This window comes from Paenibacillus cineris, assembly GCF_018333335.1.
Taxonomy (GTDB): domain Bacteria; phylum Bacillota; class Bacilli; order Paenibacillales; family Paenibacillaceae; genus Paenibacillus_AQ; species Paenibacillus_AQ favisporus.
The window spans coordinates 1,894,159-1,918,466 of record NZ_BORU01000001.1; the positions used below are offsets into that span (position 1 = coordinate 1,894,159).

Consider the following 24,308-nt stretch of genomic DNA (forward strand, 5'->3'; position numbering starts at 1 on the left):
ACCTGAGAAAGGAGGGACGATCATTTGGAATGGACGGAGGCCAGCAAGAGCAAGGAGCTGGAAATGGTCCGGGCGGCGGTGGATCAGCTGGACCCGAACGAGCGGGACGCCCGCGGAAGAACGCCGTTGATGCTTTTTATCACCAACCGGATGCCTGTAGACGGCATGAAGCTGCTGCTCGAGAAAAACGTCGATCTGGAAGCGGAAGACAAGCTGGGCGATACGGCGCTCAAAAAAGCGGTGAAGTTCAAGCAGCCGGAGACGGTCAAGCTGCTGATTGCGAATGGCGCTCAGCTGAATTCCCCGCACGGCATCCTGGGGACGGCCTGGCAGGCGGCAAGAATGGACAAGGCCATGGCCGATTTGCTCGCTGATACCGACGGGGCGGTCCGCCTCACGTTGAACGATGAGGAGCAGAGGATCATCGACGGTATTTTGTATGAGGAGTCGCGTGATGAGGTCACCTGCCGGATCCGCGGGTTGTCCTCGCCGGTTCTGCTTCATGCCGTGGTGGATGGCTACAACTGGGACGATGGGCCCGATCCGATGATCGCTGCCCTGGAAAATCCGGAGTGCGCCGAGATCACAATGCTGGATATGTATGAGCTGCTGGATGCCGATTACTGGCTTGGCATGGATGAAGCCGATGCGTCAGCATCGGAAGAAGGCCGGAAATGGCGCTGGCTTGCCGAAAGGCTGAAAGAGAAAGTAGGCGCGAAGCTGATTTGATTCGTGGGGTGGGACCCAGGCTTGAAGAGATTTCGCCGGTGCTTCGGGCAAACCGGACATGTATATTATTTTGCGCCATCGAGCAGCAAGGCACCAGTGCCTGTAACGGAGGCCTGGCAGGCTGCGAGGAGCTCGGGCTGAATTTGTTACTGAACAGGAGGGGGATCCGCCCGCATGGATGCGAAAGCCAAAAAAATATTAACGAATACGTACTGGCAATCGGGAGGCTGGAGACGTGGAAGTTTTATGTTATCGGCTGAAGATTTTGAGTACGCCAAAAGCAAGGGGCTGATGTCCGATCCGCTCACCGTGTCGCATGATGAGCTGATCCGGCGGATCATTCATCTGCATGAGCATAACGTGACGAAAGAGCGGGTGGCTGCTGCGTTTTTGCACAGCCTTTCCACCCGGAAAGTTCATCTGCGCAGCGCTTTATCAAGCTGGACGCTGACCCGCCATTTACCCTCTCATACATTCCGTATGCGTGCCGCCGATATCCCCCGGTACAGTGAGTGTTTTTTCTGCGATGACGGCATGCTGATGTCCCAAGAGGAATATGCCGGCGAGGACCTGAACGTGCTTAATTTCGAACGGATCAAATGGGGAGGCGTCCGCCACAATTGGCTTGTTTACTGCTGGCTGGATCTGTTATGCCTGAGCCGTGAGGAGGATCCGTTCCCGGTGCGGGAAGAAGACGTGGATATGCTGAAGGGGATGATCCACGGGATTGAGGCGTGTGGTGACAAGGATGCCGCCCGGCAGCTCGAGAAAAGGTGGAAGGACGTGTTCCCCTCCAATTCGCATGAACGGGATCAGGTCATGGAGATCTGGGGTTACGCGGGCATTCTGGAAACCAAAGATTTTTACCGCAAAGAACGGGGACGGGGCACCGATTTCAATGCCGTTGCCTGCTGGCGCGGGGAAGACGGGTATTCGCGGGAGAAACTGGAGTACTTCTTCGGTCCTTATTTATAGCTGTTTTTACAGTGTTTATACCTTATAAAAAGGAGAGCTGCGGGCTCTCCTCTTAAAATTAGCGGTTATTTTGGATTTGGTTCGGTCTGCCGTTCCAGAACGGAAGCCTGACCAAGCTCAATCCACTGGTTAACTTCGTCATATCCCTTCACAACGGCTTGAACGACGTGCAGCGGGTACATCCATTCCGGCTTTCCGGACAACTCCAGCTCCCCGGTGTCAGCTAATCCTACTGCTTCTGTGTTCGCAAGCGTAATGAGCGTTCCCTGCGGGAAAAAGGCTTCGATGGCGCCCTCGACCCTTTGTCCAACGGGGTGCAGCGACTTCTGGCGCTGCCACAGCTCGCCCGTGGACTTAAGGGAAGCGGACCAAACCTCCTCGAATTCTTCCTGGGTGATCAAGATCAAGCCAGCTTCAGATGTATCGATCGGCTGCTCGGCCAACATAAAATGATAGTCTCCGTCTTTCCGGTTCGAAGCGATGCACTTGCCGTCATCCTCGATGACGAGCTGGCGGTAAGCAACACCCTGCTGGTCAATCTCGAAATACCAGGTGCCCATACCGGGTTCGGGACAATCTTTAATATATTTCATATACCTCTCCTTATCGATCCATGCCTGGTCATGCAAATTGAACCGTAATGACGTTTATTTGATCATCCTTATTTCAGGGGAACCTGCCCGGCCAACCGCTCGAATTGCTCCAGATGAGGGTTCAGCTTTGGCTGAATACTTTGCAAATATTTGAGGCTAGCCTCGTTTATACGCTGTTCTGCCGCCGTATCCGCAGGGAAGATCGAGTAGGTCTTGTGGATCGTGCCGCTGCGGTATTCCGCGCTGAACAGGCTGCCGCTTTTCAACGACGCTTTGAGATGGTCAGCGCTTCCCATGATGACGAGCTGTTCCTGCGGCGATTTGTACGCGAAGTAGAAGTCGGGATCGGCCAGGGCATGAATGACATCATATCCGCTCGTCTGCACGCCGCCGCCGAAAGCACCCGTTTGGATTTCATTCGAGCGGACCGCACCATCTTCCTGGATGACTTTGTGGGTCAGCGTGCCGGTGCCGTTCATCCGGTCCAGCTTCCACTCCCCGTTATATACGACTTTGTGGCTTTCGCCGCCGGCGGCGTACTCGTTGATGTACTTCCCTTTGCCTTCGCGCTGGCCGTTCACGAACTCCCCGGAATATTGTTTGCTGTCGCCCCATTTCATCGTTCCCCTGCCGTTAGGCTTGCCACCGCTGACTTCACCGTAATAGGTGGTTGTTTCCGAAATTTGCAGCCATTCTTTGGCCGGCGCTGCTTGTACCGAAGGAGAGATAGGCCAGATCGCCGCAGCTGACAGTGCAGCGCTCAGGACAAGAGATACGGAAAGATTTTTAAGTTTGATCAAATCAATACATCCTTTCAACAAGCTATTCTATGATTGCTCACGATTTATTGGCAATGCTTGGACAACGTTACGTGAGAACGTTTTATTAGTTGTTAGCCCTTAATGTTCTTCGCATGGATTAGACTGCATATTTAAACGTGCAGGCATCGCGTACATAAAATTCGTTACCGATTTTCACGATGTAATCGGTGATTTGAACGATCTTCCCGCTGCCGATCATCTCCTGACCCAAAAAAACGGCAACAGGCGTTTGCTCAATCATCGCGGTATGGAAGTGAATCGGGGAAGTCAGGGGCTGCATAAATCTTCTGCTTTTCATTGCATTTCACCTCTTCCTGTCATTTTACCAAATTTCAGCAAGGAAAGGTGTATACAAAACAGTTTCAACCGCCTGAAATGGTTGATGATCTGGATCGCGAACAAAACAAAACGAAGAAACTAAACGACCGTTCCCCGGCAAATACCGAAAAACGGTCGCAGCTTCGTAAAAGGCTTTCCGATTCAGGTGAAAAGTCCGCCTAAGCGGTCATCGGCTGGAGGCGGGCAGCCCAGTTGTCTTGCCATGGATACGATTTGGCCTTTGTGATGAAATTCGTGAGTCTCCGTATGAGTTAACAGCAGCAAAGGAGTAGGAGCCTTCGGATAACCCCGCCAGCTCTCGTCCTGCTTGATCGGTTCATTCCAGCGATCGCGATATTCACTTATGAACCGCTGCACGAGTTCATCCGCTTCCGTAAATCGTTCACGGACGTACTTCACATCGGCGCATTCAATTTCTTCTATGGAAATATCCCTATGCTCGTTTCTCTTCATAAACGCGAAAGATCCCAACCACCACCGATAGCAGTCAACGACGTGAAGATGGGTTCGAATGATCGTTCCTCGCCCAAATTCGGGAACGGGTTGATGCAAGATTTGGGGAGGCAGCTCTTCCAAGAACGCAAACATGTTTTGTCTAACGGATCGGATCCAATCGTATTGTTGCTGCAGCATTTCGATCAACGCAATCACCTCTAGGATTTCGAATGATACTTATCATCTTGCCATTTCAATTTCTCAGTGATCGTCAATTCGTTGCCGTCGGGATCGATGATCGTAAAATAGAGCGTATTGCCGCGCAGCTCGATCCGGTCCACCACCGCGCCATCTTCAATCAAAGTCTGGTACGAGCGGAATATCGCATAGGGGTCTGCACGGCGAAAACCTTCGACCAGCGCTTCGAACACCTCGATACTGAGTCCGCCACGCGGGGCTACGAGCACGGAATCATCCCAATATTCGGGATGGCTTTCAACGGTCTTTTTCAGCCTCGTCCTCGCCCGCCTTAGAGCCGCCTTCACCGAACCCTCGGATTGTCCGAACAGCCTTCCCGTTTCTTTCGCGGTAAAGTGAAATACGTCGATCAGCAAAATCAGAACGACCTGTTTGGGTTCGAGCCGATCGGACAGCAGTTCGAGCGCCTCACGGACATCCCACTTACTCCATTCATCATAGGAACCGATTAAGTGCTCTTCGAGTGGTCCGACCTGCGGCTCCCATTTGCGGCTGCGGCATATATCCACCCAAGCGTTGGCAGCAATTCGAAACAAAAATGGCTTCGTTATTTCTCTATTCGGGAACCGAGTATGCCAACGATAAGCTTTAATAAGCGACTCTTGGAGCAAATCGTCCGCTTCCCACGCCGAACCGGCCTTGGCCAGACAATATCGTTTCAGATCGTTTTGCAGGGGAAGCGTCATCTTCGCAAATGTCTCGTATCCTGCGTCTGTTAAGTGACCTCCCTGCGTCACTATTTCTGCTTCCTTATGTTATTCTTGTGAGTAAAATACGGCGTTTGCCCCGTTTCTTCCACAATATCCACGGGATTTCCGTCCAGATCGAATGCTTTGAAAAACCTGTACCCATCCTCTTCGTGGATTTCGCTTAATTCCGCTCCTTTCGCCTTAAGCTGGCTATACGAATGGTTAATATCGTACGATGTGAAATTGAAGTAAGGCATCATATCTTTACCGGTATCAAATTGGACAGGCTGCGGGTTCTCCACTTTCCATAATAAAACCAAGGTTTGGCCGTTAGGGAAGGCGAGCCCGACCCGATCATCTGTCTTTTCAATCGTCTCCAGATCGAACATTCGAACGTACCATTCCTCTGAACGTGTAATGTCGGTCACCGGAATAAAAATAGCGGATACATAAGCGATGATTTTTTCCATAGATGAGCACTCTCCTTTAACCTGATTTTCAATCTAATAACGATAAAAATCCATAATAAGATACGGGGTAGCAAAAAGTCTTTTTAAATATTTTATCCCGGCCTATGGATCACGCCTGCTGCCGGAGAACTACAAAGAGGGCTGCAACAGGTCGCTCGCCAGCAACTTGTCACAGCCCATAATTCAGCGCTAGATGCGGTCTCCCGGAGATTACTCTTCCCCTGTAGCAATCGGATTTTCGCTGTACGAAATCCAATCACTCCAGCTGCCGGCGTACAGCCGGACATCCGGGTATCCAAGCTCGGTCAAGGCAAGGACATTCGGGCAGGCCGACACGCCTGAACCGCAGTAGACGATAATTTCATGGTCCTTCGGCACGTCCTTATAGTACTCTTTGAGCTCATCGAGGGATTTCCATTCCCCGTTGTCCTGTAGGACGCCCTTCCAGAACTTGTTCTTGGCGCCGGGAATATGGCCGGCGGTATGGTCGATCGTCTCGTTCAGACCCAGGTAACGGGAGGATTCACGCGAATCCAGGATGACGATCGATGGATCCTTCATCGCCTGGCGGACGTCTTCCAGGTTGACGAGCATTTCAGGATGCACATCAGCCGTGAAGGTGGTAGGGACCCGAACCGGCTGGTCCTTGCTGACGGGGTAACCTGCATCCTTCCATGCACTGAAGCCTTCGTTCATGACGAACACCGTCTCATGACCCATGTAGCTCATCAGCCACCACAGACGTGAAGCGTACAGTCCGCCTTGATCGTCATAAGCGATGACACGGGTTTCCCGGTTGATGCCGACTTTCCCCAGCTTTGCGGCAAGCTGGCCGGTATCAGGCAGGGGATGCCGCCCGCCATGCTCACTGACGGAGGAAGACAAATCCTTCTCCAGATCAAGGAAAACCGCTCCCGGGATATGGTTCTCCTCATAGGAAATCCTTCCGGCATCGGGCTGTCCCAACATGAACCGGCAGTCGACGATCGTCACGTCGGGCTCGTACATCCGGGCAAGCACCCAAGCTTTATTCACTAGTACGCTCAATAAAAACACCGCCTTAATTCAATGATAATATCTTGAATGGAATATTGTTCTATTATACCAGCGGGGCGGGGGGTTGTCTCTCCAATCGGTTTCTTCGGCAAGGTCAAGTGTGTTATGATAAACGCGCTGCGGACAAGCCGCCGCAAAATAAAAAAACGGCCGGGTCGCCCCACAAGGGGAGATATCCAGCCGTCATTATTAGAGCCCGAAATGTAGGCAATCCTCATTTATGATAAACGATTCTCACATGGAGATGGGTGTATATCTCTTCCGTATAATGGTCATTCGGACAGCTCTTGATGACGCGGAGGTGATCTTTGCTCGAAAGCAAAGGCTCAGAGCATGAAGGGCAGCGGTCTACAAACAAGCTCTTTAATTTCGCAAACAAGCTTATTCACCATCCTATTCCCATTGATTTACTTGGGTTTATTATAAACGCTAATGTTCCATTCGTATAGTGTTAATTTTGAGTTTTTTGCTGCGAACTATTCAGTCATCCAGAGGTGTGTAGTAGATGGATTTAGCAGGACATATCGTTATGTTTTTCATCGGACTGGCAGGTTCCTTTTTTTCAGGTCTGCTGGGCATCGGCGGAGCCATTATCAATTACCCGCTGCTGCTCTATGTGCCGGGACTCTTTGGCGTGGAGACGTTCAGCCCGCGGCAGGTTTCCTCGATCAGCATGATCCAGGTATTTTTCTCTTCCCTGGCAGGCATGCTGGCTTTTCTCAGACAGAGCAAAAAAGAAAAGCCGCTGATGCACAAAGGGCTGATCATGAATATGGGGGCGAGTATTCTGATCGGAAGCTTGGCAGGCAGCCTGGGCTCGGCTTATCTGCCCAGCGCAAGCATCAATATTATTTACGGGGTGCTGGCCGTGATTGCAGCCGTCTTGATGATGATCCCCGGCCGTGGCACCCAGGAGGAAGTGCAGCTGGCATCGGTGCAGTATAACCCTTGGATCTCCGCGGTGTCCGCCTTGATGGTGGGCGTTGTCTCCGGGATTGTCGGTGCCGGAGGTTCCTTTATTCTGATTCCGATCATGCTGACCCTGCTGCGGATTCCGGTGCGGGTGACGGTGGCTTCCTCGCTGGCAATTGTGTTTATCTCGGCCATCGGCGGCGTATCCGGGAAAATAGCCGGCGGGCATATCCCGCTGTGGCCCACCTTGTTTACCGTGCTCGGGAGCATCCTTGGCGCACCGGTGGGGACGATGGTCAGCCGCCGCCTCAACGTCAAATCATTAAGAATCGCCCTTGCCGTCCTGATCGCAGCCACCGCCGTAAAAATTTGGTGGGGCATTATTACAGCAGGCATATAAGGTGAATCCTAAGCATGTATATTTCTGTGCCCGAGGTCAAAGATGAACAAACAGGAAGAGCATACCGAGAATAAGAAGGGTGTGAAGGCTTTGCATAGACTGCTTCGAATCAGCTTGGCATGCGTGATGTCAATCATGCTCGCAACCGGCTGTTCCTTAAATCACGGAGGAAATAACGCATCTGGACAAACGGGTGCAAATGGACAACATGACGCAACGGGGCAAGAGGGTACCGCCGGAGGGAACGGTGAGCCGAATTCTTCTGCGAATCAAGGCGGAGATACGGCCAATCCTCCAGAGGGCACGTCAAATGGAGACGGAGGCAGCGGCCAGGATACGGGTCCAGACGGATCGCATCCGGGTGGCACAAATACAACAGCGGACGATCCGGTCCTTAAGCAGCTGAACCAGCTGACGACCGAAGAGAAGATCGGCCAGCTCGTACTCGTGGGTATGGACGGGACCGCCACAAGTGCAGAGACCCGCGAGCTCGTGCAGAAGTATTATGTCGGCGGATTTATTTTCTACAAAAATAATATCGACAGCACAAAGCAGGCGCTGAGCCTGTTCAACGGCCTCAAAAAAGACAACCGGGACAATCCCGTGCCGCTGTGGATGAGCGTGGACGAGGAAGGGGGACGGGTGTCCCGGATGCCGGATGAATTCGTCGACATGCCGACAAACCTCGCCATCGGAAGGAAGAACAGCACGGAGTTATCCCATGGCATCGGGCAGATCCTCGGCCGGGAGCTGGCCGGATTTGGGCTGAACATGGATTTTGCGCCGGTACTGGACGTCAACAGCAATCCGGACAATCCCGTGATCGGGGACCGTTCCTTCGGAAATGACGCCGAACGGGTTGCCCGGCTCGGCAAAGCTACGATGGAGGGAATCCGTGAGGAGCATGTGGTGCCAGTCGTGAAGCATTTCCCGGGGCATGGCGATACATCCGTGGACTCCCACATCGGTCTGCCTGTCGTGAACCATGACCTGGCGAGATTGCGGAAGCTCGAACTCGTGCCGTTCCAGGCGGCGGTGAAAGACCAGGCGGATGTCGTCATGATCGCGCATCTGCTGATGCCAAAGCTGGATCCGGACCACCCGGCATCCTTCTCCAAAGCTGTCATTACGGACCTGCTCCGCAATGAGCTTGGGTTCAAAGGCGTCGTCATTTCGGACGACATGACGATGGGGGCGATCGATAAAAATTACAGCATCGGCAAGGCATCGGTCGGGGCTATCCTTGCGGGCGGAAACATCATTCTGATCGGGCATGATTACGCCAAGGAGAAGGAGGCCATCCAGGCACTGACGGACGCGGTAAAAAACGGGACGATCTCCGAAGAGGTGCTCAATGACCGGGTATACGCCGTTCTTAATCTGAAGGCTGCTTATGGAATTACCGACGAACCGGCAAAAGGGCCGGATGTGGACCGGATCAACAAGGATGCCCGCAGTTTGTTGGGCAAATACGGTTTGAAATAGAGTCAATCACGGGATGCTAGTAAGAGATGATGGATGATCCGCTATCACGGGTCGAAGAATTGTTAAGACAATAGCACGGGGCTGGATGACAAGCTTGGCATATACTATTCTATCTTCAAGGAAAGGAATGAGAGATATGCCAACATTTGATAGCATCCAGGTGACAGGGAACGCTACCATAGGCCAGGACCTTCAAGTCAACGGCAATGAGACGATCATGCAAAATTTCAACGTGGTGGGGAACCAGACGATAACCGGGTCCTCCCAGATCAACGGCAACCAAACCATTGCCGGGTCTCAGCAGGTCAACGGCAGCCAGACGGTATCCGTTAATATCGGTGCCGGCAGTACGGTAAGCGCGGCATTCCGAGTGGTCGCGCAAGCCCAACCGACCGTGCCGATGGGTAGTCCCACCCTGCAGCAGGTCCATCTCTATGCGGGAGTCATGGCCAGTCAGCCCGGCCTTGTGCTCAAGGGCACGGACGGTAACAACTACGTGCTCTTCGTTGACGTTTCGAGCGGAACGCCTACACTTGCGCTGATGCGTACGTAAAACTGAGGTATAAGCTGCCAGTGTGGTTTGGGACCGGGTTCAAATGTAAATGAATAAAAGGCGCCGCCTCTGATGAGAGGGGCGCCTTTTTTATAATACAAGAAAAATCACCTTTGCTAAAGTATGTACGAACATATCATCCGGCAGCCTCGCGCGGCGGCTGCTTCTTCCGGCCCAGCAGTCTGCTGACGTTAAGCTCGGACAGGGCTACGCCGAGCAGAACGAGACCGGCGCCTGCATATCCTTGGGCGGACAGCGTTTCGTTCATGAACAGCAGGCCGATGACGGCGGCCACGACCGGCTCCAAGGCAAAGATGAGGCCTGCTTGGGTTGCGGTCGTATACTGCTGGGCCATGGTCTGCAGGATAAAGCCAAGCGCGCTGCACACGAGGCTGAGCGCCAGCACCGCCACCCAGCCGGAGATGCTGCCGGGCAGGCGCGGGGTCTCCCACAGCACCGTGAAGGCGAGCCCGAACGCGCCGGCAAAGCCGAGCTGCCAAATGCCGATGCAGAGCGGATCCGGCGATGTTTTGGCTGCACGGCCCGTCAGCATCATGTGGACGGCGAACAGCAAGGCCCCGAGGATGCACCACAGGTCTCCGAAGCCGATGCCGGACTGGGGCCGCAGCGTGAGCAGACCGATTCCGGTCATCGCCAGCAGGACGCCCAGGACGAGCCGCTTGCTTGGCATGCTTTTGCCGAATACGGCCGAGAGAACCGGCACGAAGATGACCGTCAGGCTCATCAAAAAGCCCGCATTGGATGTGGACGTTCCTTGAAGCCCAAGCATAATGGAGGCAAACACGCCGAACAGGATGAAGCCTAAAAGCGCGGCATGTTTCAATACAGAGGCGTCTGTATTGCGGCGAAGCCGGCCTGCGAAGAGGCCGCCAGCGGCGATGAACGCCAGCCCGAACCGGAGGGCGATCAGATTGAAGGGCTGAACCGAATCCAGCCCCATTTTCATAAACAGATAGGAAGAGCCCCAAAAAAGGGTGACGATCATAATCACGACATTTGCTTTAAAAGGTTTCATGGAATGGGGGACCCTGCCTTTACACGATCAAACTTGAACAACAGCTTTCGCCTGATCCAGTATACGTGGTATTTTTAAATAAGAAAATTGAATGTTTTGTATGCGAAGTATGAATGAAATTAATGAATAAAGGGTGGCGAAGGTGAGCCTGTTTAAGTATGAAGTGTTTCATAAAGTGGTAGAGCTTGGCAGCCTGACAAGAGCTTCCGAGGCGCTGGGTTTGACCCAGTCCGGCGTCAGCCATGCCGTTCACAGTCTGGAAACGGAGTTTGGCTTCTCGATCCTTACGCGAAACCGTTCCGGCGTCCGTCTGACCGATAACGGGGAACGCGTGCTTGCATTCGTACGAGAGATGCTGCAGGTGCAGGAGCGGCTGAAGCAGGAAGTGGCGGCCATTAACGGGCTGGAAACCGGCACGATCCGGATCGGAACCTTTACCAGCATTTCGGTGCAGTGGCTCCCGGGGATTATCCGCGATTTCCTGGCCAGCCATCCCCGGATCGAAGTGAACTTGTATGAAGGGGACTACCATGAGATCGAGGAATGGCTGCTCAACGGCGAAATTGACTTCGGGTTTGTGTCGATGCCCACCCTCGATTCGTTTGAGGTCATCCCGTTAAAGCTGGACCGGATGCTGTGCATCCTTCCCCCGGGCCATCACCTGGAAAAAGAGCCCTGCATACGGTACGTCGACATTGCCAACGAGCCCTTCATTATGCCGAAGGAAGGCAGCGATTACGATGTTCGGCGGGTACTGCGCAAAGGCAGGGTCAAACCGCCGGTCAAGTTCCGGGCAGCCGACGATTATGCGATCGTGGCCATGGTGGAGAACGGACTGGGCATCAGCATTTTACCGGAAATGATCCTGCGTGGCAGGCGGAACGAGGTGGTAGCGCTGGAGCTCGAGGACGGAAGCTGCCGGTCGCTGGGGATCGCCCTGAACGCTACGAGGAACGTCTCTCCGGCGACGCGGAAAATGATCGATTGCGCCCGAAGCTGGCTTGCCGATGAAGCGCGGGTGGGAGGAGCGAAACCCGCAAGGGGAGAGTAACGTATACACGGGTGGACGCGCCTGAATTTGACAAGAACGATCCGGACGGTATAACTATAGAAAATGGATCTGGACCCTATCATGTAAAGGAAGCGGTGTTACGATGACGGATCATCAATCTGCAATCGGCGGGGCTTCGAAAGAAGCAGCCGCCCCCAAAGGAGACTGGAAGGCGTTCATCCGCCTCGTCATGCAGACGAGGCCGTCGAAATGGCTGCTCGCCGTGGCTTCGGTGCTGAGCGTCATTTCCACGCTGGTCAGCCTGATCGTCCCGTATTTTACGAAAAATCTGGTGGACAGCTTCTCTGTGGAGTCGATCCGTCCGGAGCAGATCGTACTGCTGGTCGTGACGTTCGTCCTGCAGGCGATTGCCGGCGGCGTCTCGATCTACCTGCTGAACCGGCTGGGGCAGGAGGTGGTGGCCAAGCTCCGCGACAGGCTGTGGAAGAAGCTGCTGACGCTCACCATCCCCTACTATGACAATAACCGGACCGGGGATACCGTGAGCCGGATGACCAATGATACCGCGGTGCTGAAATCGCTCGTATCCGAGCATGTGACCGGTTTTTTTAACGGCATCATCTCTATGATCGGTTCGATCATCATCCTGCTGCTGATGGACTGGCAGATGACGCTGATCATGCTCGCCGCCATCCCGGTGGCTTCGGCGGTGCTGGTGCCGCTCGGCCGGACAATGCTGAACATTTCACGGAAAATGCAGGATGAAACCGCCTCGTTCACAGCAGTGCTGAACCAGGTGCTGTCCGAGATCCGGCTGGTCAAAGCCTCGAACGCCGAAGACCGCGAAGAGCGGGTCGGGCGGAGTTCCATTGAGAGCCTGCTGTCGCTCGGCATCCGCGAGGGCAAAGTGCAGGCGTTCATCGGCCCAGTCATTTCGCTGGTCATGATGGGTCTGCTGGTTGTCATTATCGGATACGGCGGTATGCGCGTATCCAGCGGGGCGCTGACCGCCGGGGAGCTCGTGGCATTTATTCTGTACCTGTTCCAGATTGTCATGCCGGTGAACCAGATTACGGCTTTTTTTACGCAGTTGCAAAAATCCGTGGGGGCAACCGAACGCATCGTCTCCATTTTGGAGGACGAGCAGGAGGACGTGCTGCAGGGCCGCACGCTGACCGATGCGGCTCAAGCGATCGAAGCGGAAAACTTGAGCTTTGCCTACAGCGGTGATGGGGAGGGCGTGCTGCACGGACTTAACTTCACGCTGGAACCCGGCAAGGTGACGGCCGTGGTCGGACCGAGCGGGGGCGGGAAAACGACGCTGTTCTCCCTGATCGAGCGCTTCTACAAGCCGACCGGAGGCACCATCCGTATCGGCGGGGAAGATATCGAATCCTTCTCGCTGCATTCTTGGCGCAGCCGGATCGGATATGTACCGCAGGAGAGCCCGATCATTTCCGGCACGATCCGCGACAATATTTGTTACGGGCTGGACCGGAAAGTGACGGACGAGGAAGTGGAACGGGCGGCGCATATGGCGTATGCCGATATTTTTATTCATGAGCTGCCGGAAGGATATGACACGGAAGTCGGCGAACGCGGAGTGAAGCTGTCCGGCGGCCAGCGCCAGCGTATTTCGATCGCCCGGGCGCTGCTGCGGAACCCGCAAATTTTGATGATGGACGAGGCGACTTCGAGTCTCGACAGCAAGTCGGAGGTGTTCGTCCAAAAGGCGCTCGACAACTTGATGAAGGGCCGGACGACGCTGGTTATCGCCCACCGGCTGTCGACCGTCGTCGATGCGGATCAGATTCTGTTCATCGAGAAGGGCCGCATTACAGGAAGCGGGACGCACCAGGAGCTGTTCGAATCGCATGCCATGTACCGCGAGTTTGCTATGCAGCAGCTGCGCATCGGTGAAGACGCGCAGGCAGGGGAACTGCCTGCGCCGGCATCCGAGCCCGCCCTGAATCTTCCGCCGTCGGCGGAAAGGAAATGAGGTATTGTTTTGTTTCGTATATTCATTATCGAAGATGACGCCAAAATCTCCTCCATGCTGAAGGCGCATGTGGAGAAATACGGGTATGAGGCGGCGGTGCTGGAGGATTTCGACCGGGTGGTGGAACGGTTTGAATCTTTCCAGCCGCATCTCGTTCTGCTGGACGTCAATCTTCCGAAGTTTGACGGCTTTTATTGGTGCCGGCAGATCCGGCATGTGTCCACATGCCCGGTGCTGTTCATTTCGGCGCGCGACAGTGAAATGGATCAGGTGATGGCGCTGGAGAACGGGGCGGACGATTATATAACGAAGCCTTTTGCTTATGAAGTGGTGATGGCCAAAATCCGCAGCAGCCTTCGCCGTGCCTACGGCTCTTATTCCGGCAGGCAGGAGGAGCGCAAAGTAGAGGAGCCGGGCGGACTGACGCTGTATCCGGAACGGTTTATTCTGTCATCAGCCGGCGCCAGTGTAGAGCTGACACAGAAGGAATCGATGCTGATTGAAGCGCTGATGAACCGGGCCGGCCGAGTCGTCAGCCGCAACCGCCTGCTGGATCTGCTGTGGGAAGATCATCACTTTGTCGATGACAACACGCTGAACGTCTATATGACCCGGCTGCGCAAGAAGCTGAAGGAGCTGGACATGGAGGAGCGGATCGAAACGGTACGCGGAGCCGGGTATGTGCTCCGTACCATGGGAGAGGAGACGCCGTGAGGCTGTTTTTGAAAGAGCACATCCCGCTTCTGATCGTATACCTTGTGCAGATCATCCTGGTCGGAACGCTGTTTTGGCTGGGATCGGATACGCATTCCGTCTCCATCTCCCTGTACAGCGCCGTCCTGATAACGGTTCTATTATTCGTTTATTTAACCTACAGGTATTTGAGCCACCGCCGCTTATACCAGCGGTTGTCGGAGCCGGCCGGGACGCTGGACCAGTCCCAGAACGAAATCGGGGAGACCCCGCTGGCCGATGCGCTGCATGAGCTGCTGGAGAATCAATTTCAGCTGTATCAGAATGAGCTCTATGATACGAGGCAGCGGCTTGCGCTTCACACCGCTTTTATCAACCGGTGGGTGCACCAAATGAAGACGCCGCTCTCGGTCATCCAGCTGACGCTGGAGGATATGGATTTGGACGACGAGGTGGAGGGCAGCATTCAGGAGGAGCTGGACAAGCTGCGCAAGGGATTGGAGATGGCACTGTATACATCCCGACTGGACCGGTTTGAGCATGACTTTCGGGTCGATGCCATTCCGCTCCGATCTGCCGTCCAGGAGGCTGTGGCCGACAACCGACGCTGGTTCATCCGCAATCGTCTTGTACCGGACATCCGGATCGATGAGGAGCTGGCCGTCTACTCGGACGCCAAGTGGCTTCATTTCATGCTGGGTCAAGTGATCACGAATGCTGTCACGTATTCGTCCGGCCGCGGTGAGCGAGTAGTGTTTGCAGCCAGCCGCCGTGAAGCCGAAACGGTGCTGGAAATCACGGATCAAGGCGTGGGCATCCGGCCCGAGGATTTAGGGCGGGTATTTGAGCCTTATTACACGGGAAGTACGGGCCGGAACTACCACGAATCGACGGGAATGGGTCTGTACCTGGTCCGCGAGGTGTGCAGCCGGCTCGGTCACCGCGTAGAAATCAATTCAGCTCCCGAACAGGGGACGACGGTAAGGTTCGTTTTTGATGCGCGGCCGTTGCGGCCATCTGTCTAACAATCGCAGAGGGAGAGAGGGCGCTTTGATGAAATGTCATGGCGTCCTTTTTTTGCGGTGAGGGACCCCGAACATATCCTTACGAAGGTTTAAGATTGGCGTAAGACGAATCCATAGTTTCGGCTGCGGGTTATGCTTTACAGTAGAGGTATCACAGAAGACAGACAAGAAAGGAGCATTCCTGTGACGGATATATTGAAAGTAACCGGCTTGAGCAAAGTCTATCCGGGCAAAGTAACCACCCGCGCCTTAACGAATATTCAGCTGACGATCAAGCAAGGCGAATTTGTCGGCATTATGGGGTCCTCGGGAAGCGGCAAAACGACGCTGCTGAACATGGTCTCCACGATCGATGCGCCAAGCTCCGGGGAGGTGCTGATCAACGGGCAGAATCCCCACAAGCTGAAAAAGAAGGAACTGGCGGGATTCCGCCGGCGCCAGCTCGGCTTTGTTTTTCAGGACTTCAACCTGCTGGATACCCTTACCGTAGCCGAAAATATCGTGCTTCCGCTGACGCTGGACCGGGTGAAGCTGCCGGATATTGAAGCGCGGCTAACGCGGATTGCAGACAAGCTGGGCATTACCGATATTTTAAACAAACGCACCTATGAGATTTCCGGCGGACAGCGGCAGCGTGCGGCCATCGCGCGGGCGATCATCCCTTCGCCGTCTCTGCTGCTCGCCGATGAGCCAACCGGGGCGCTGGATTCCGCATCCTCCCGCAACGTGATGGAGACGATGGAGAAGCTGAACGTCGCCGACCGCGTGACGATGATGCTGGTAACGCATGACCCCCAGGCCGCAAGCTACTGCCACCGGGTGGTTTTCATCAAGGACGGCGAGCTGTCGGGAGAAATTCACCGGGGAGAGAGCCGGCAGGCCTTTTTCCAAAAGATCATCGAGATGCTGTCTTTCCTGGGAGGTAACGCACATGAGCTTTCCTCAATTCGCGTTTAACAACGTCAAGCGCAACGCCAGGGCTTATTTCGCTTACTACCTCAGCAGCAGCTTTATGGTGATGGTGTTTTTTACGTATGCTTTGTTTATTTTCCATCCGGACATCAACAAGACCGAGCTTGGACACACGACGATGCTGGTCATGCTGATTATGGAGTACATCATTTACATTTTTTCATTTCTGTTTGTGCTCTACTCGATCGGGGCTTTTCTGAAGGCAAGAAACAAGGAATTCGGCATCCTGACGATTCTGGGGGCGGAGCAGGGCCAGATCAGCCGCCTGGTCTTCATCGAAAATATGATCATCGGCGCATCGTCCATCGTGACCGGGATCGGCAGCGGCCTCATTCTATCCAAGCTGTTTCTGCTGCTGAGCGCAAAGGTAGTGGGCATGGAGAAGCTGGGGCTGTACCTTCCGGTCAAACCGGTGCTGCTGACGGTGGCCGCGTTCGCCCTGCTGTTCATCGCGATTTCGGCGTTTACGCTGATCCTGATCCGCCGCAATCACGTCCTGCATCTGCTGCAGGGGTCGAATCGGCCGAAAACCGAACCGAAGGCGTCCATCCTGATTTCCTTATTCGGGATCGCCCTTCTGGCCGCAGGCTATATGTCACTCCGGGTGAATCTCGTTCTCGCCGCCGTGACCGGGATTGCGGGGACGTATTTCTTTTTCACGCAAATTACCGTGCTCGTCATGCGTCTCTTGAAGCGCAGCCGTAGGTGGGTGTGGAAGGGGACGAACCTGATCTGGATTTCGGAAATGGCCTATAAAATGAAAGACAATGCGAGAGTGCTGTTCATGGTGACGGTCGTCACAGCTATTTCCTGCATGAGCGTCGCGTTCGTGATGTCCATCAACGAGACGAATAAAGATAATTACAGGGCGAATCCGTATGCCATCCGGCTTTCGGTGTATGACGACACAAGCTTGAAGGGTGATTTGGCGCTGATCGACCAATCGCTGAGCCGTCAAGGCATTACCTATCAGACGATTCGTACGGAGCAATATTTTAGCGTGGTGGAGGATAGAACCTCTTCAGTCTCGGTTATGCCGCGGTCCATTTACAATCAACTTGCGGAAGCCGCCGGTGCACCGAAGGTTGGCAAGCTGGATTACCATCAGGCGGTGCATGTCATCCCTGCCACGGAGGTATCAAGGGAGCGTCCGGATTGGTACGACCTCAGGAAGATTACGCTTCGGGATACGAAAGCCGAGCTGGACATCACCGATACGATTAAGCCTGACGTGAACGTGTCGCCTACCGTATCGGATATGCTGGTTATTTCGGATGATGAATATCAGGTGCACAAGAAGCTTCTGTCCTCTGAGCCGAAATCTAACCGGATCCAGGGCAGCGTCGTGTATATGATTCCCGAATGGTCGACAGGTACCGTTCCTGCGGAAGGAGATCCGGAAATCAGCATTGGCATGAAGCTGAAGCAGGAGGGGATCGACAGGGAATTGAGCGGCCAATCCGAAAACATCATCAGCGCCCGGGGCGGGGATTACTACTCGTTGAGGCAGTCCTTCGCGATGATGAGCTTTGCCGGAATTTTCATTACGGCGGTTCTGTCCATTTCCTCCGCTAGCTTCCTGTATTTCAAGCTGCACCATGAGCTGACACAGGATCAGCGGATGTACCAGTCGATGTCCAAAATCGGCCTGAAAATCCAGGAAATGAGCCGCGCCGCAACGCTGCAGATCGCCGCGCTGTACTTCGTTCCGATCATGGTGTCGGTTATACAGACGCTCGTCGTGCTGAATGCCGTCCGTAAGGACTTCGGGGTCGGGGAAGTGAATTCGTCCGTTCTGCTCGCTTCGATCGCTTTTGTTATCGTCCAGATGGTATACTTCCTGATCGTACGCTCGCGTTACGTTCACAAGCTCAAGCGTGTGATGGTGTAAAATGAAGAAAACCGTCTCCGTTCCGGTACATCCGGTGTGGAGACGGTTTTTTTTCATAAACTCGAAGTCCGGAAAATCATAGCTGAGCCGAGGACCGTACCTAGGAAACGGACTCAAACGATTTGGGCGCGGGATCGGCTTGCTCCGGTTCAGCCCTCAGCCTGCTTTCTTCGCCAAGTTCATTTCCGTGCACATCAGAATAAAAGCGCCGGCGCCGTGGAGGTCGTTCTCACTCGTAGGACGGGCAATGTAGTGGGCGTAGTCCCCAATGCCTGTGCCGATGCATATTTGGCCGATGATCACACGTCCGTTCTCGTCAAATTTCAGCGTGTCGATGACGCCCTGGTATCCTTTCCAGGCGTACGCTAGATAACTTTCGTCCAAATAACCGAACCGCACCGCTTTGGCAATGGCGTGTACGTACAGGGCGGTACAGGAACTTTCCAGCCAGTTGTCCGGGCGGTCGCCCTTGTCGACAACCTGGTACCATAAGCCTGACGCGGGATCCTGGTATTTCGGCAAAGCCGCGAGCAGATCCTGCAGGATGACGGTTAGCGCAGCTTTGTCTTGATGATCCTCTGGCAGGTATTCGAACATTTCCAGCAGGGCGACGGGATACCAGCCAATGGCGCGCCCCCAGAACTCCGGAGCGAGCCCCGTTTCCGGATCGGCCCAGGACGCTTCTTTGGTTTCATCCCATCCGTGGTACATGAGTCCGGTGCCCGGGTCCTTGGTATGCTTCGACATCAGAATTGCCTGATAAGCCATCATGTCAAAGTATTCGCTGTCGCCGAACGTCCTGCCGAACTGAACGGCGATCGGTCCGGCCATGTATAGGCCGTCCAGCCACATTTGATTCGGGCAGTGCCCCTTGTGCCAGAATCCGCCCGACGGGTTGGTTCTCCATGACTTCAGCAATGGTGCAAGCGTGTGCAGCGCTTGTTTGTAACGTTCGTCTCCCGTTTGTTCAAACAGGTTGAAAAGAAGCACACCAGGCTGGATGTCATCGAGCTCATCGGGGTTGTACTTTTTGATGCTGCCGTCGGCGAGAATCTGACTGTCCACCCAACGTTTAATGTAGTCAAAATATTGATCTTTACCGGTTTGCCTCCAGCATTTCTCCATGCCCGACAGAAAGACCCCCTGGTGATAATGGAAACGGTCCGGCGGAAGCTGTTCGGGTTCGAATTTGGCCATTAATGCTTCGCAGGCTTGTTCGGCCCATTGAATGGGCGTTCTTTTCTCCTGCAGCTGCTGCTTGGATTGAAGTTCTGACGTGTTCACGGTCTCATTCCTCCTCTTTGTGCTTATGCCTAGATTAGCACAGGAAAATGTACGGTTTTTGCTCGAATACGCAAATTCTTCTTATATCTTGCGCCAATTCGGAAGGAGCGTATAATATAGGCAAACCGGTGGGGAGGTTGGATATAAATTGAGTGAGGTTAACTATGAAAACGCAGAGGGGACCTTCTCGGTGTCCTACCGGAAGGCGTTAAGCCATCATATGCCGTCCAGCCATTTTCACAGTACATACGAAGTTTATTATTTGATGTCAGGCAGCCGCGAATTTTTCATTAAGGACCGGACAATGGTGGTCAGCGAAGGGGATGTCGTCATCGTTCCTCCCAACATTCTGCATCGGACGACCAATGCGGCGATGCCCAGGCATGAACGCCTCGTCGTCAACATTCATGAATGCTTTATGGCACTGAACGGCGCCTATAAGGACATATTGCAGCCGCTGTTCGATCAGGAATGCGTCATTGTCAAATGCTCGCCCTATAGCCGGTCCTCCGTTGAGGCGATTTCACGGGGCATTATCCAGGAGGTGCAGGACCAGCGACCGGGCTTCGACATGTACGCACAGGCCTTGGTGCTGCAGCTGCTCATCCTTTGCTGCAGGCATGCGGGCCAAGCTCTTCCGGAGAGTCCGGAAGCGCCTAGCCCCATGCATGAACGGATCTCGGAAGTCGTCCATTATATCAACCAGCATTATATGCAGGACCTGACGCTTCATGGGTTAGCAGAAAGGTTTTACACCAGCCCCTATTATTTGAGCAGGTTTTTTAAGGTTGCTACAGGTTTTACCTTTGTAGAGTATGTGAACAGCGTCCGAATCAAGGAAGCCAAACATCTGCTCGAGCAGACGACTTTGAAGGTAAATCTTATTGCCAGGAAGGTGGGTTTCGGGAGCGTTACGCATTTTGGCCGGGTGTTCAAATCGGTTACGGGACATGCGCCTTTATATTATAGAAAGGGAAAATAGCAGGCGCTTGTCGTCAAGGCCAATTGAGATTAATATATGTGAATCCATAGATTTAAGGGTTGGAACTCATGGAAAGCAGGGGAGATCAAGCTATGACTATCCAGTGGACGGACCGGATCAAACAGAGGATGTATAGGGTCTCCTTCAAACAGAGGGTCCGTTTGGCCTTTATTGTGATGATAACGCTTGCAGTCGGAACAGTCGGTATCGCAGCCTACGGGATTGCAGGAAGAGAGCTGCAGAGGAACGCTTTTGCGTCCAGTCAGGAGACGGTAAATAAAACGGCCCAGATACTGGACGATAAGCTCTACAGCATCTCGACTTCGGTGCGGTCGCTAATGCTCAGCGATGCTTTTAAACAGATGATGCTGGATGTCCAGAGCAATACGATCGCGAATTATTACGTGCATCTGTCGGAGCTGCAGTATGTGCTGTCTCAAGTCACGTTTAACGAGCCGCTGATCGAAAGCATCCTGATCGCCACGCCGATCGGCGATTTTTACCCCGTATCGCAGCGGCGCTCCCAGACCCAGTCCTTCTACGAATCCAATTTTTATTACGATATCAAAGACAATGACGGCGGCCTGTGGGTGAAAGGCCATACTGACAAATTCTTTACGGGGAACAGCAGGGTCGTCTCCTTTATGACAAAAGGTACGCAGGGCAATATTACAAGCACGAATGTTTTTGTTGTGGTTAACGTCAATGAGAACGGCCTCATCAACACGGTGAACAAGCATACCGCAAATGACGATGACGATTACTTTATCGTGGACTCCGGTGGGGAGGAGGTCATTCAAACGGCCTGGTCCCTTCAGCATCCGCTGAATCAGGATGAGCCGTTTCTGCGCAGCATTTCCGAGAGCAGTCAAGGATTCTTTTTCCACAAATTCGGCCGGACCGTTTACCTGGTCAATTACACGAAGTCCTCCATGGTTCCTGACTGGCGTCTGTTCGGGATTCAGCAAAAGGACAAGCTGCTGGCTCAAATGAACGGCGTCAAGCGAACAACCATACTGATTATGGTGGTCTTCCTCCTGCTGTCTTGGCTCCTGTCGGGCAAGCTGACCTCGCTGCTTCTGCTCCCGCTGTTCAAGCTGCAAAGGCTGATGAGGGAAGTGGAGGACAATCGCCTGAACGTCCGGTTCTCCAGCCGCTCTAATGACGAGGTCGCCCAAGTCGGCTATCAATTCAACCGGATGCTCGACGAGATCAACCGGCTGATCGATGACGTAAGAGAGAGCGAGGCAGGGAAGCTCAAAGCAGAGATGCGGGCGCTGACGGCCCAGATGGAGCCGCATTTTCTATATAACACGCTAAATACGATTTATTGCAAGTCGGTCCTGGGCGAGAATGACGACGTCAATGACATGATCATGGCTTTATCCCAAATGTTTCAGATCGGCTTAAGCGGGGGCAAGGACTGGAATTCACTTGAGGAGGAATTGTCCCATGTTCAGCAGTACTGCGCCATTCAACAGAAATGTTATGAAGGCCTGTTTCGTTACGAAGCCAGCGTCACCGATGAAGAGCTTCTGCGGTGCCCTCTCCCCAAAATTCTGCTTCAGCCTATCGTTGAGAACAGCATCCAGCACGGCTTCGAGGACTTCACCTCCGGTGGAGAAATTCGGATCACTGCAGGCAGGGATGGGGACCGGCTTCACCTGACGATCGAAGATAACGGCAAAGGGATGGACGTAGATAAGGTGGAGCAGGCGCTGCTGCTGGCCCCTTCATCGAAGAAGGGTTATGCGCTGAAAAACATTAAACACCGGCTGCGCCTTTTTTACGGTGAAGAAGCAAGGATGGTCTTATCCAGTATACCCGGCACGGGCTCTAGAACCGACTTGTGGATACCGATGACATCAGGGGAAGGTGGATTGAATGAGGAAGCAAACCATGACCAAGCTGTGTATTATTGACGATATCAAGAGCGTCGTTGACATGATTTCACAAAAGCCGAGGTGGACGGATTATCAAATCGTAGTGGCGGGAACGGCACTTGACGGAGAAGAAGGCATAAGAATGGTAAAGGAGACGAAGCCCGACATCGTTCTGACCGATATCCGGATGCCGAAAATGGATGGGCTGGCCATGACCCGGGCGATTTTGAAAATCGCCCCTGCCACGAAAATCGTTATTTTAAGCGCCTATACAGATTTTTCTTATACCCGCCAGGCGATTCACCTCGGAGCATTCGACTTCGTCAAAAAGCCGTTTTCCATTGATGAGATCGTCAGCGTCGTGCTGAGAGCCAAGGAGGCTTCGGACACTGAGCGGCTGGAGCAGTCAAAAAGGCTGGAGCTGGAGCAGGATATACGGAAAAGCCTTCCTGTTCTGCAGCAGGAGTACTTGTCGCTCCTGATTAAACATCCTGTAAGCACGGAGGCAGCCTCGCGTCAATGGGACCGGCTGGGCATCCGTTTGGAGCCGGCACATTTTCAGTTGTTCATCGTGGAACTGGACCATTTCATGGATAAGTACCGTTCCCAGCCGGTACGCGAGGTAGAGCTGATTAGGTTCAGCCTCCGGAATATTCTCGAGGAGACGATACTTTCTTTCACAAATGGCGTGGTATTCAGCGAGGCGGTAAACCGCTTTGTCTGTCTCATAAACGGTTCGGACCATTTGCTTGCCGAACAGGTTTCGGAAGCCTGCCGTCATAATATTTTCCAATTCACCCGCTCCACGGTATCCATCGGGCTTGGGCAGGGCGTGGCAACTATTGAAGAGCTGCCGTTGGCCTACAATCAAGCAGTCAGTGCCCTGGCCTACCACTTTTATACCGAAGGAAACGGCATCACCAGCTACAATCGCTTGTCCCAACCTGAGCAGAGGCAGCTTCTGCCGAACTATTCCGCTGCGACGGAACAGGAGTTTCTTTTCGCACTGCAGTCGGGCAACGCGGATAAATGCCGCTTGATCCTGGAGCAGATTTTCAATGGATTGCTACAGTGTGATCCGCTGCCGGAACCCCGTTATGTGAAAAATTTATGCTTTGAGCTCGTATCGAAAATGTGCCGGACGATGCTGGAACTGTTCACGCAGGAGCGGGTAAGCCGGCTGGAAGATATGTGGCATTCGATCTCGGACGCGGATCAGTCCTCTTTCCAGACCATGAAAGATTCGGTGAAGGATATCTGTCTGGAGGCGTGCTCTTGGATCGAACGGGAACGCTCGGACGAGCCAACGAAGCTGGTTTATCGGGCCAAGGATTATATCTGCGCCAACCTCCACCTGAATCTCTCACTGGAACACTGCTCGAAACAGTTTAATATCAGCCCCGGATATTTTTCCAACCTGTTTAAAAAAGTGATCGGCATCTCCTATCAGCAGTTCCTGATTCACCAGCGGATGGAAAAAGCCAAGGAAATGCTGATCGCCGGATATCAGGTGCAGGAAATCGCGCAGTCGCTGGGTTACGAGCACCGGCGGTATTTCAGCGAAATTTTCAAGAAGCATACGAATATGACCCCGTCCGAGTTTAAATTGTACAGCACGGGGAAGATGGAGCCGCCAGTGGATATGGCCTAGAGCACCATTCATTTTACCTATTTAACTGAAGAGCAGCCCTGCTTTCTTGTCATGGACGAAAGCAGGGCTGCTCTGCTGATGAGGTGTGGAAAAACCTGCCCTGAATGTGTGGTTTCCCGCATTATGCAGGAACTTACATGAATTTATAATGGGGAAGAACAGTCT

Annotated in this window: 23 protein-coding genes; 14 read left to right on the forward strand and 9 right to left on the reverse strand. The window is 53.6% G+C overall.

Annotation, left to right across the window (positions count from 1 at the left end):
* Nucleotides 1-24 precede the first annotated feature (24 nt).
* Nucleotides 25-729 (forward strand): DUF4274 domain-containing protein, encoded by a 705-nt coding sequence (locus KI379_RS09125; protein ID WP_212983357.1) that lies wholly within the window; start codon nucleotides 25-27, stop codon nucleotides 727-729.
* 174 nt (nucleotides 730-903) lie between these two features.
* Nucleotides 904-1,704 carry a hypothetical protein gene (locus KI379_RS09130; protein ID WP_212983358.1) on the forward strand — a complete coding sequence of 267 codons (801 nt, stop codon included), beginning with the start codon at nucleotides 904-906 and terminating at the stop codon, nucleotides 1,702-1,704.
* Nucleotides 1,705-1,769: 65 nt separating this feature from the next.
* On the opposite strand, the gene KI379_RS09135 is transcribed toward KI379_RS09130, so the two are convergent.
* The 7 genes from KI379_RS09135 to KI379_RS09165 form a co-directional block, all read right to left on the reverse strand.
* Nucleotides 1,770-2,297 carry a hypothetical protein gene (locus tag KI379_RS09135; RefSeq protein ID WP_212983359.1) on the reverse strand — a complete coding sequence of 176 codons (528 nt, stop codon included), beginning with the start codon at nucleotides 2,295-2,297 and terminating at the stop codon, nucleotides 1,770-1,772.
* Nucleotides 2,298-2,365: 68 nt separating this feature from the next.
* Nucleotides 2,366-3,097, reverse strand: coding sequence for a hypothetical protein (locus KI379_RS09140; RefSeq protein WP_212983360.1), 732 nt, complete (start codon nucleotides 3,095-3,097; stop codon nucleotides 2,366-2,368).
* A gap of 118 nt (nucleotides 3,098-3,215) precedes the next feature.
* Complete coding sequence (locus KI379_RS09145) at nucleotides 3,216-3,416, reverse strand: hypothetical protein (protein WP_234489624.1); 201 nt, start codon at nucleotides 3,414-3,416, stop codon at nucleotides 3,216-3,218.
* Nucleotides 3,417-3,598: 182 nt separating this feature from the next.
* The gene (locus KI379_RS09150) at nucleotides 3,599-4,099 is read right to left on the reverse strand and encodes a DinB family protein (protein ID WP_212983361.1); all 501 of its coding nucleotides are present in this window, start codon (nucleotides 4,097-4,099) and stop codon (nucleotides 3,599-3,601) included.
* Between the two features lie 11 nt (nucleotides 4,100-4,110).
* Nucleotides 4,111-4,887, reverse strand: coding sequence for an RNA polymerase sigma factor (locus tag KI379_RS09155; RefSeq protein ID WP_212983362.1), 777 nt, complete (start codon nucleotides 4,885-4,887; stop codon nucleotides 4,111-4,113).
* The gene (locus tag KI379_RS09160; protein ID WP_212983363.1) at nucleotides 4,887-5,309 is read right to left on the reverse strand and encodes a VOC family protein; all 423 of its coding nucleotides are present in this window, start codon (nucleotides 5,307-5,309) and stop codon (nucleotides 4,887-4,889) included. Before KI379_RS09160 ends, KI379_RS09155 begins: the two co-directional genes overlap by 1 nt.
* A gap of 210 nt (nucleotides 5,310-5,519) precedes the next feature.
* Nucleotides 5,520-6,356: a sulfurtransferase gene (locus tag KI379_RS09165; RefSeq protein ID WP_212983364.1), complete on the reverse strand. Its 837-nt coding sequence runs from the start codon at nucleotides 6,354-6,356 to the stop codon at nucleotides 5,520-5,522.
* A gap of 514 nt (nucleotides 6,357-6,870) precedes the next feature.
* On the opposite strand from KI379_RS09165, the gene KI379_RS09170 reads away from it, so the two are divergent.
* The 3 genes from KI379_RS09170 (at nucleotide 6,871) to KI379_RS09180 (ending at nucleotide 9,715) form a co-directional block, all read left to right on the forward strand.
* The gene (locus tag KI379_RS09170; protein WP_212983365.1) at nucleotides 6,871-7,677 is read left to right on the forward strand and encodes a sulfite exporter TauE/SafE family protein; all 807 of its coding nucleotides are present in this window, start codon (nucleotides 6,871-6,873) and stop codon (nucleotides 7,675-7,677) included.
* A gap of 42 nt (nucleotides 7,678-7,719) precedes the next feature.
* Nucleotides 7,720-9,162: a beta-N-acetylhexosaminidase gene (gene nagZ, locus KI379_RS09175; RefSeq protein WP_244879227.1), complete on the forward strand. Its 1,443-nt coding sequence runs from the start codon at nucleotides 7,720-7,722 to the stop codon at nucleotides 9,160-9,162.
* A gap of 136 nt (nucleotides 9,163-9,298) precedes the next feature.
* The gene (locus KI379_RS09180; protein WP_145021183.1) at nucleotides 9,299-9,715 is read left to right on the forward strand and encodes a hypothetical protein; all 417 of its coding nucleotides are present in this window, start codon (nucleotides 9,299-9,301) and stop codon (nucleotides 9,713-9,715) included.
* Between the two features lie 136 nt (nucleotides 9,716-9,851).
* Here KI379_RS09180 and KI379_RS09185 read toward each other — a convergent pair whose 3' ends face one another.
* Nucleotides 9,852-10,751 (reverse strand): DMT family transporter, encoded by a 900-nt coding sequence (locus KI379_RS09185; RefSeq protein WP_212983366.1) that lies wholly within the window; start codon nucleotides 10,749-10,751, stop codon nucleotides 9,852-9,854.
* A gap of 142 nt (nucleotides 10,752-10,893) precedes the next feature.
* Here KI379_RS09185 and KI379_RS09190 point away from each other — a divergent pair, with 142 nt between their 5' ends.
* The 6 genes from KI379_RS09190 to KI379_RS09215 all read left to right on the forward strand — a co-directional run bounded on the left by KI379_RS09190 (nucleotide 10,894) and on the right by KI379_RS09215 (nucleotide 18,343).
* Complete coding sequence (locus tag KI379_RS09190) at nucleotides 10,894-11,802, forward strand: LysR family transcriptional regulator (RefSeq protein WP_212983367.1); 909 nt, start codon at nucleotides 10,894-10,896, stop codon at nucleotides 11,800-11,802.
* Nucleotides 11,803-11,905: 103 nt separating this feature from the next.
* Nucleotides 11,906-13,762: an ABC transporter ATP-binding protein gene (locus KI379_RS09195; protein WP_212983368.1), complete on the forward strand. Its 1,857-nt coding sequence runs from the start codon at nucleotides 11,906-11,908 to the stop codon at nucleotides 13,760-13,762.
* Between the two features lie 9 nt (nucleotides 13,763-13,771).
* The gene (locus KI379_RS09200; protein ID WP_076167434.1) at nucleotides 13,772-14,476 is read left to right on the forward strand and encodes a response regulator transcription factor; all 705 of its coding nucleotides are present in this window, start codon (nucleotides 13,772-13,774) and stop codon (nucleotides 14,474-14,476) included.
* Nucleotides 14,473-15,480 carry a sensor histidine kinase gene (locus tag KI379_RS09205; protein ID WP_212983369.1) on the forward strand — a complete coding sequence of 336 codons (1,008 nt, stop codon included), beginning with the start codon at nucleotides 14,473-14,475 and terminating at the stop codon, nucleotides 15,478-15,480. Before KI379_RS09200 ends, KI379_RS09205 begins: the two co-directional genes overlap by 4 nt.
* Before the next feature lie 183 nt (nucleotides 15,481-15,663).
* Nucleotides 15,664-16,437 carry an ABC transporter ATP-binding protein gene (locus KI379_RS09210; RefSeq protein WP_373309544.1) on the forward strand — a complete coding sequence of 258 codons (774 nt, stop codon included), beginning with the start codon at nucleotides 15,664-15,666 and terminating at the stop codon, nucleotides 16,435-16,437.
* A complete protein-coding gene (locus KI379_RS09215; protein ID WP_212983371.1) occupies nucleotides 16,412-18,343 on the forward strand; it encodes an FtsX-like permease family protein in 1,932 nt (643 codons plus the stop codon). The genes KI379_RS09210 and KI379_RS09215 overlap by 26 nt, the downstream gene beginning before the upstream one ends.
* 156 nt (nucleotides 18,344-18,499) lie before the next feature.
* Here KI379_RS09215 and KI379_RS09220 read toward each other — a convergent pair whose 3' ends face one another.
* On the reverse strand, nucleotides 18,500-19,627 hold the full coding sequence (locus KI379_RS09220; RefSeq protein WP_256992779.1) for a glycoside hydrolase family 88/105 protein: 1,128 nt from the start codon (nucleotides 19,625-19,627) through the stop codon (nucleotides 18,500-18,502).
* A gap of 148 nt (nucleotides 19,628-19,775) precedes the next feature.
* Between KI379_RS09220 and KI379_RS09225 the strand changes: the two genes are divergently transcribed.
* From KI379_RS09225 to KI379_RS09235, 3 genes are all read left to right on the forward strand, one after another.
* Complete coding sequence (locus KI379_RS09225; RefSeq protein ID WP_212983372.1) at nucleotides 19,776-20,609, forward strand: AraC family transcriptional regulator; 834 nt, start codon at nucleotides 19,776-19,778, stop codon at nucleotides 20,607-20,609.
* Between the two features lie 92 nt (nucleotides 20,610-20,701).
* Nucleotides 20,702-22,531 carry a sensor histidine kinase gene (locus KI379_RS09230; RefSeq protein WP_212983373.1) on the forward strand — a complete coding sequence of 610 codons (1,830 nt, stop codon included), beginning with the start codon at nucleotides 20,702-20,704 and terminating at the stop codon, nucleotides 22,529-22,531.
* Complete coding sequence (locus KI379_RS09235) at nucleotides 22,494-24,143, forward strand: response regulator (protein WP_212983374.1); 1,650 nt, start codon at nucleotides 22,494-22,496, stop codon at nucleotides 24,141-24,143. Before KI379_RS09230 ends, KI379_RS09235 begins: the two co-directional genes overlap by 38 nt.
* Nucleotides 24,144-24,308: the final 165 nt, after the last annotated feature.

Bases quoted from the DNA above. Each gene is read 5' to 3' on its own strand.
- KI379_RS09130 (WP_212983358.1), top strand. From the start codon at position 904: ATGGATGCGAAAGCCAAAAAAATATTAACGAATACGTACTGGCAATCG.
- KI379_RS09135 (WP_212983359.1), bottom strand. From the start codon at position 2,297: ATGAAATATATTAAAGATTGTCCCGAACCCGGTATGGGCACCTGGTAT.
- KI379_RS09145 (WP_234489624.1), bottom strand. From the start codon at position 3,416: ATGAAAAGCAGAAGATTTATGCAGCCCCTGACTTCCCCGATTCACTTC.
- KI379_RS09160 (WP_212983363.1), bottom strand. From the start codon at position 5,309: ATGGAAAAAATCATCGCTTATGTATCCGCTATTTTTATTCCGGTGACC.
- KI379_RS09170 (WP_212983365.1), top strand. From the start codon at position 6,871: ATGGATTTAGCAGGACATATCGTTATGTTTTTCATCGGACTGGCAGGT.
- nagZ (WP_244879227.1), top strand. From the start codon at position 7,720: ATGAACAAACAGGAAGAGCATACCGAGAATAAGAAGGGTGTGAAGGCT.
- KI379_RS09180 (WP_145021183.1), top strand. From the start codon at position 9,299: ATGCCAACATTTGATAGCATCCAGGTGACAGGGAACGCTACCATAGGC.
- KI379_RS09185 (WP_212983366.1), bottom strand. From the start codon at position 10,751: ATGAAACCTTTTAAAGCAAATGTCGTGATTATGATCGTCACCCTTTTT.
- KI379_RS09195 (WP_212983368.1), top strand. From the start codon at position 11,906: ATGACGGATCATCAATCTGCAATCGGCGGGGCTTCGAAAGAAGCAGCC.
- KI379_RS09215 (WP_212983371.1), top strand. From the start codon at position 16,412: ATGAGCTTTCCTCAATTCGCGTTTAACAACGTCAAGCGCAACGCCAGG.
- KI379_RS09230 (WP_212983373.1), top strand. From the start codon at position 20,702: ATGACTATCCAGTGGACGGACCGGATCAAACAGAGGATGTATAGGGTC.
- KI379_RS09235 (WP_212983374.1), top strand. From the start codon at position 22,494: ATGAGGAAGCAAACCATGACCAAGCTGTGTATTATTGACGATATCAAG.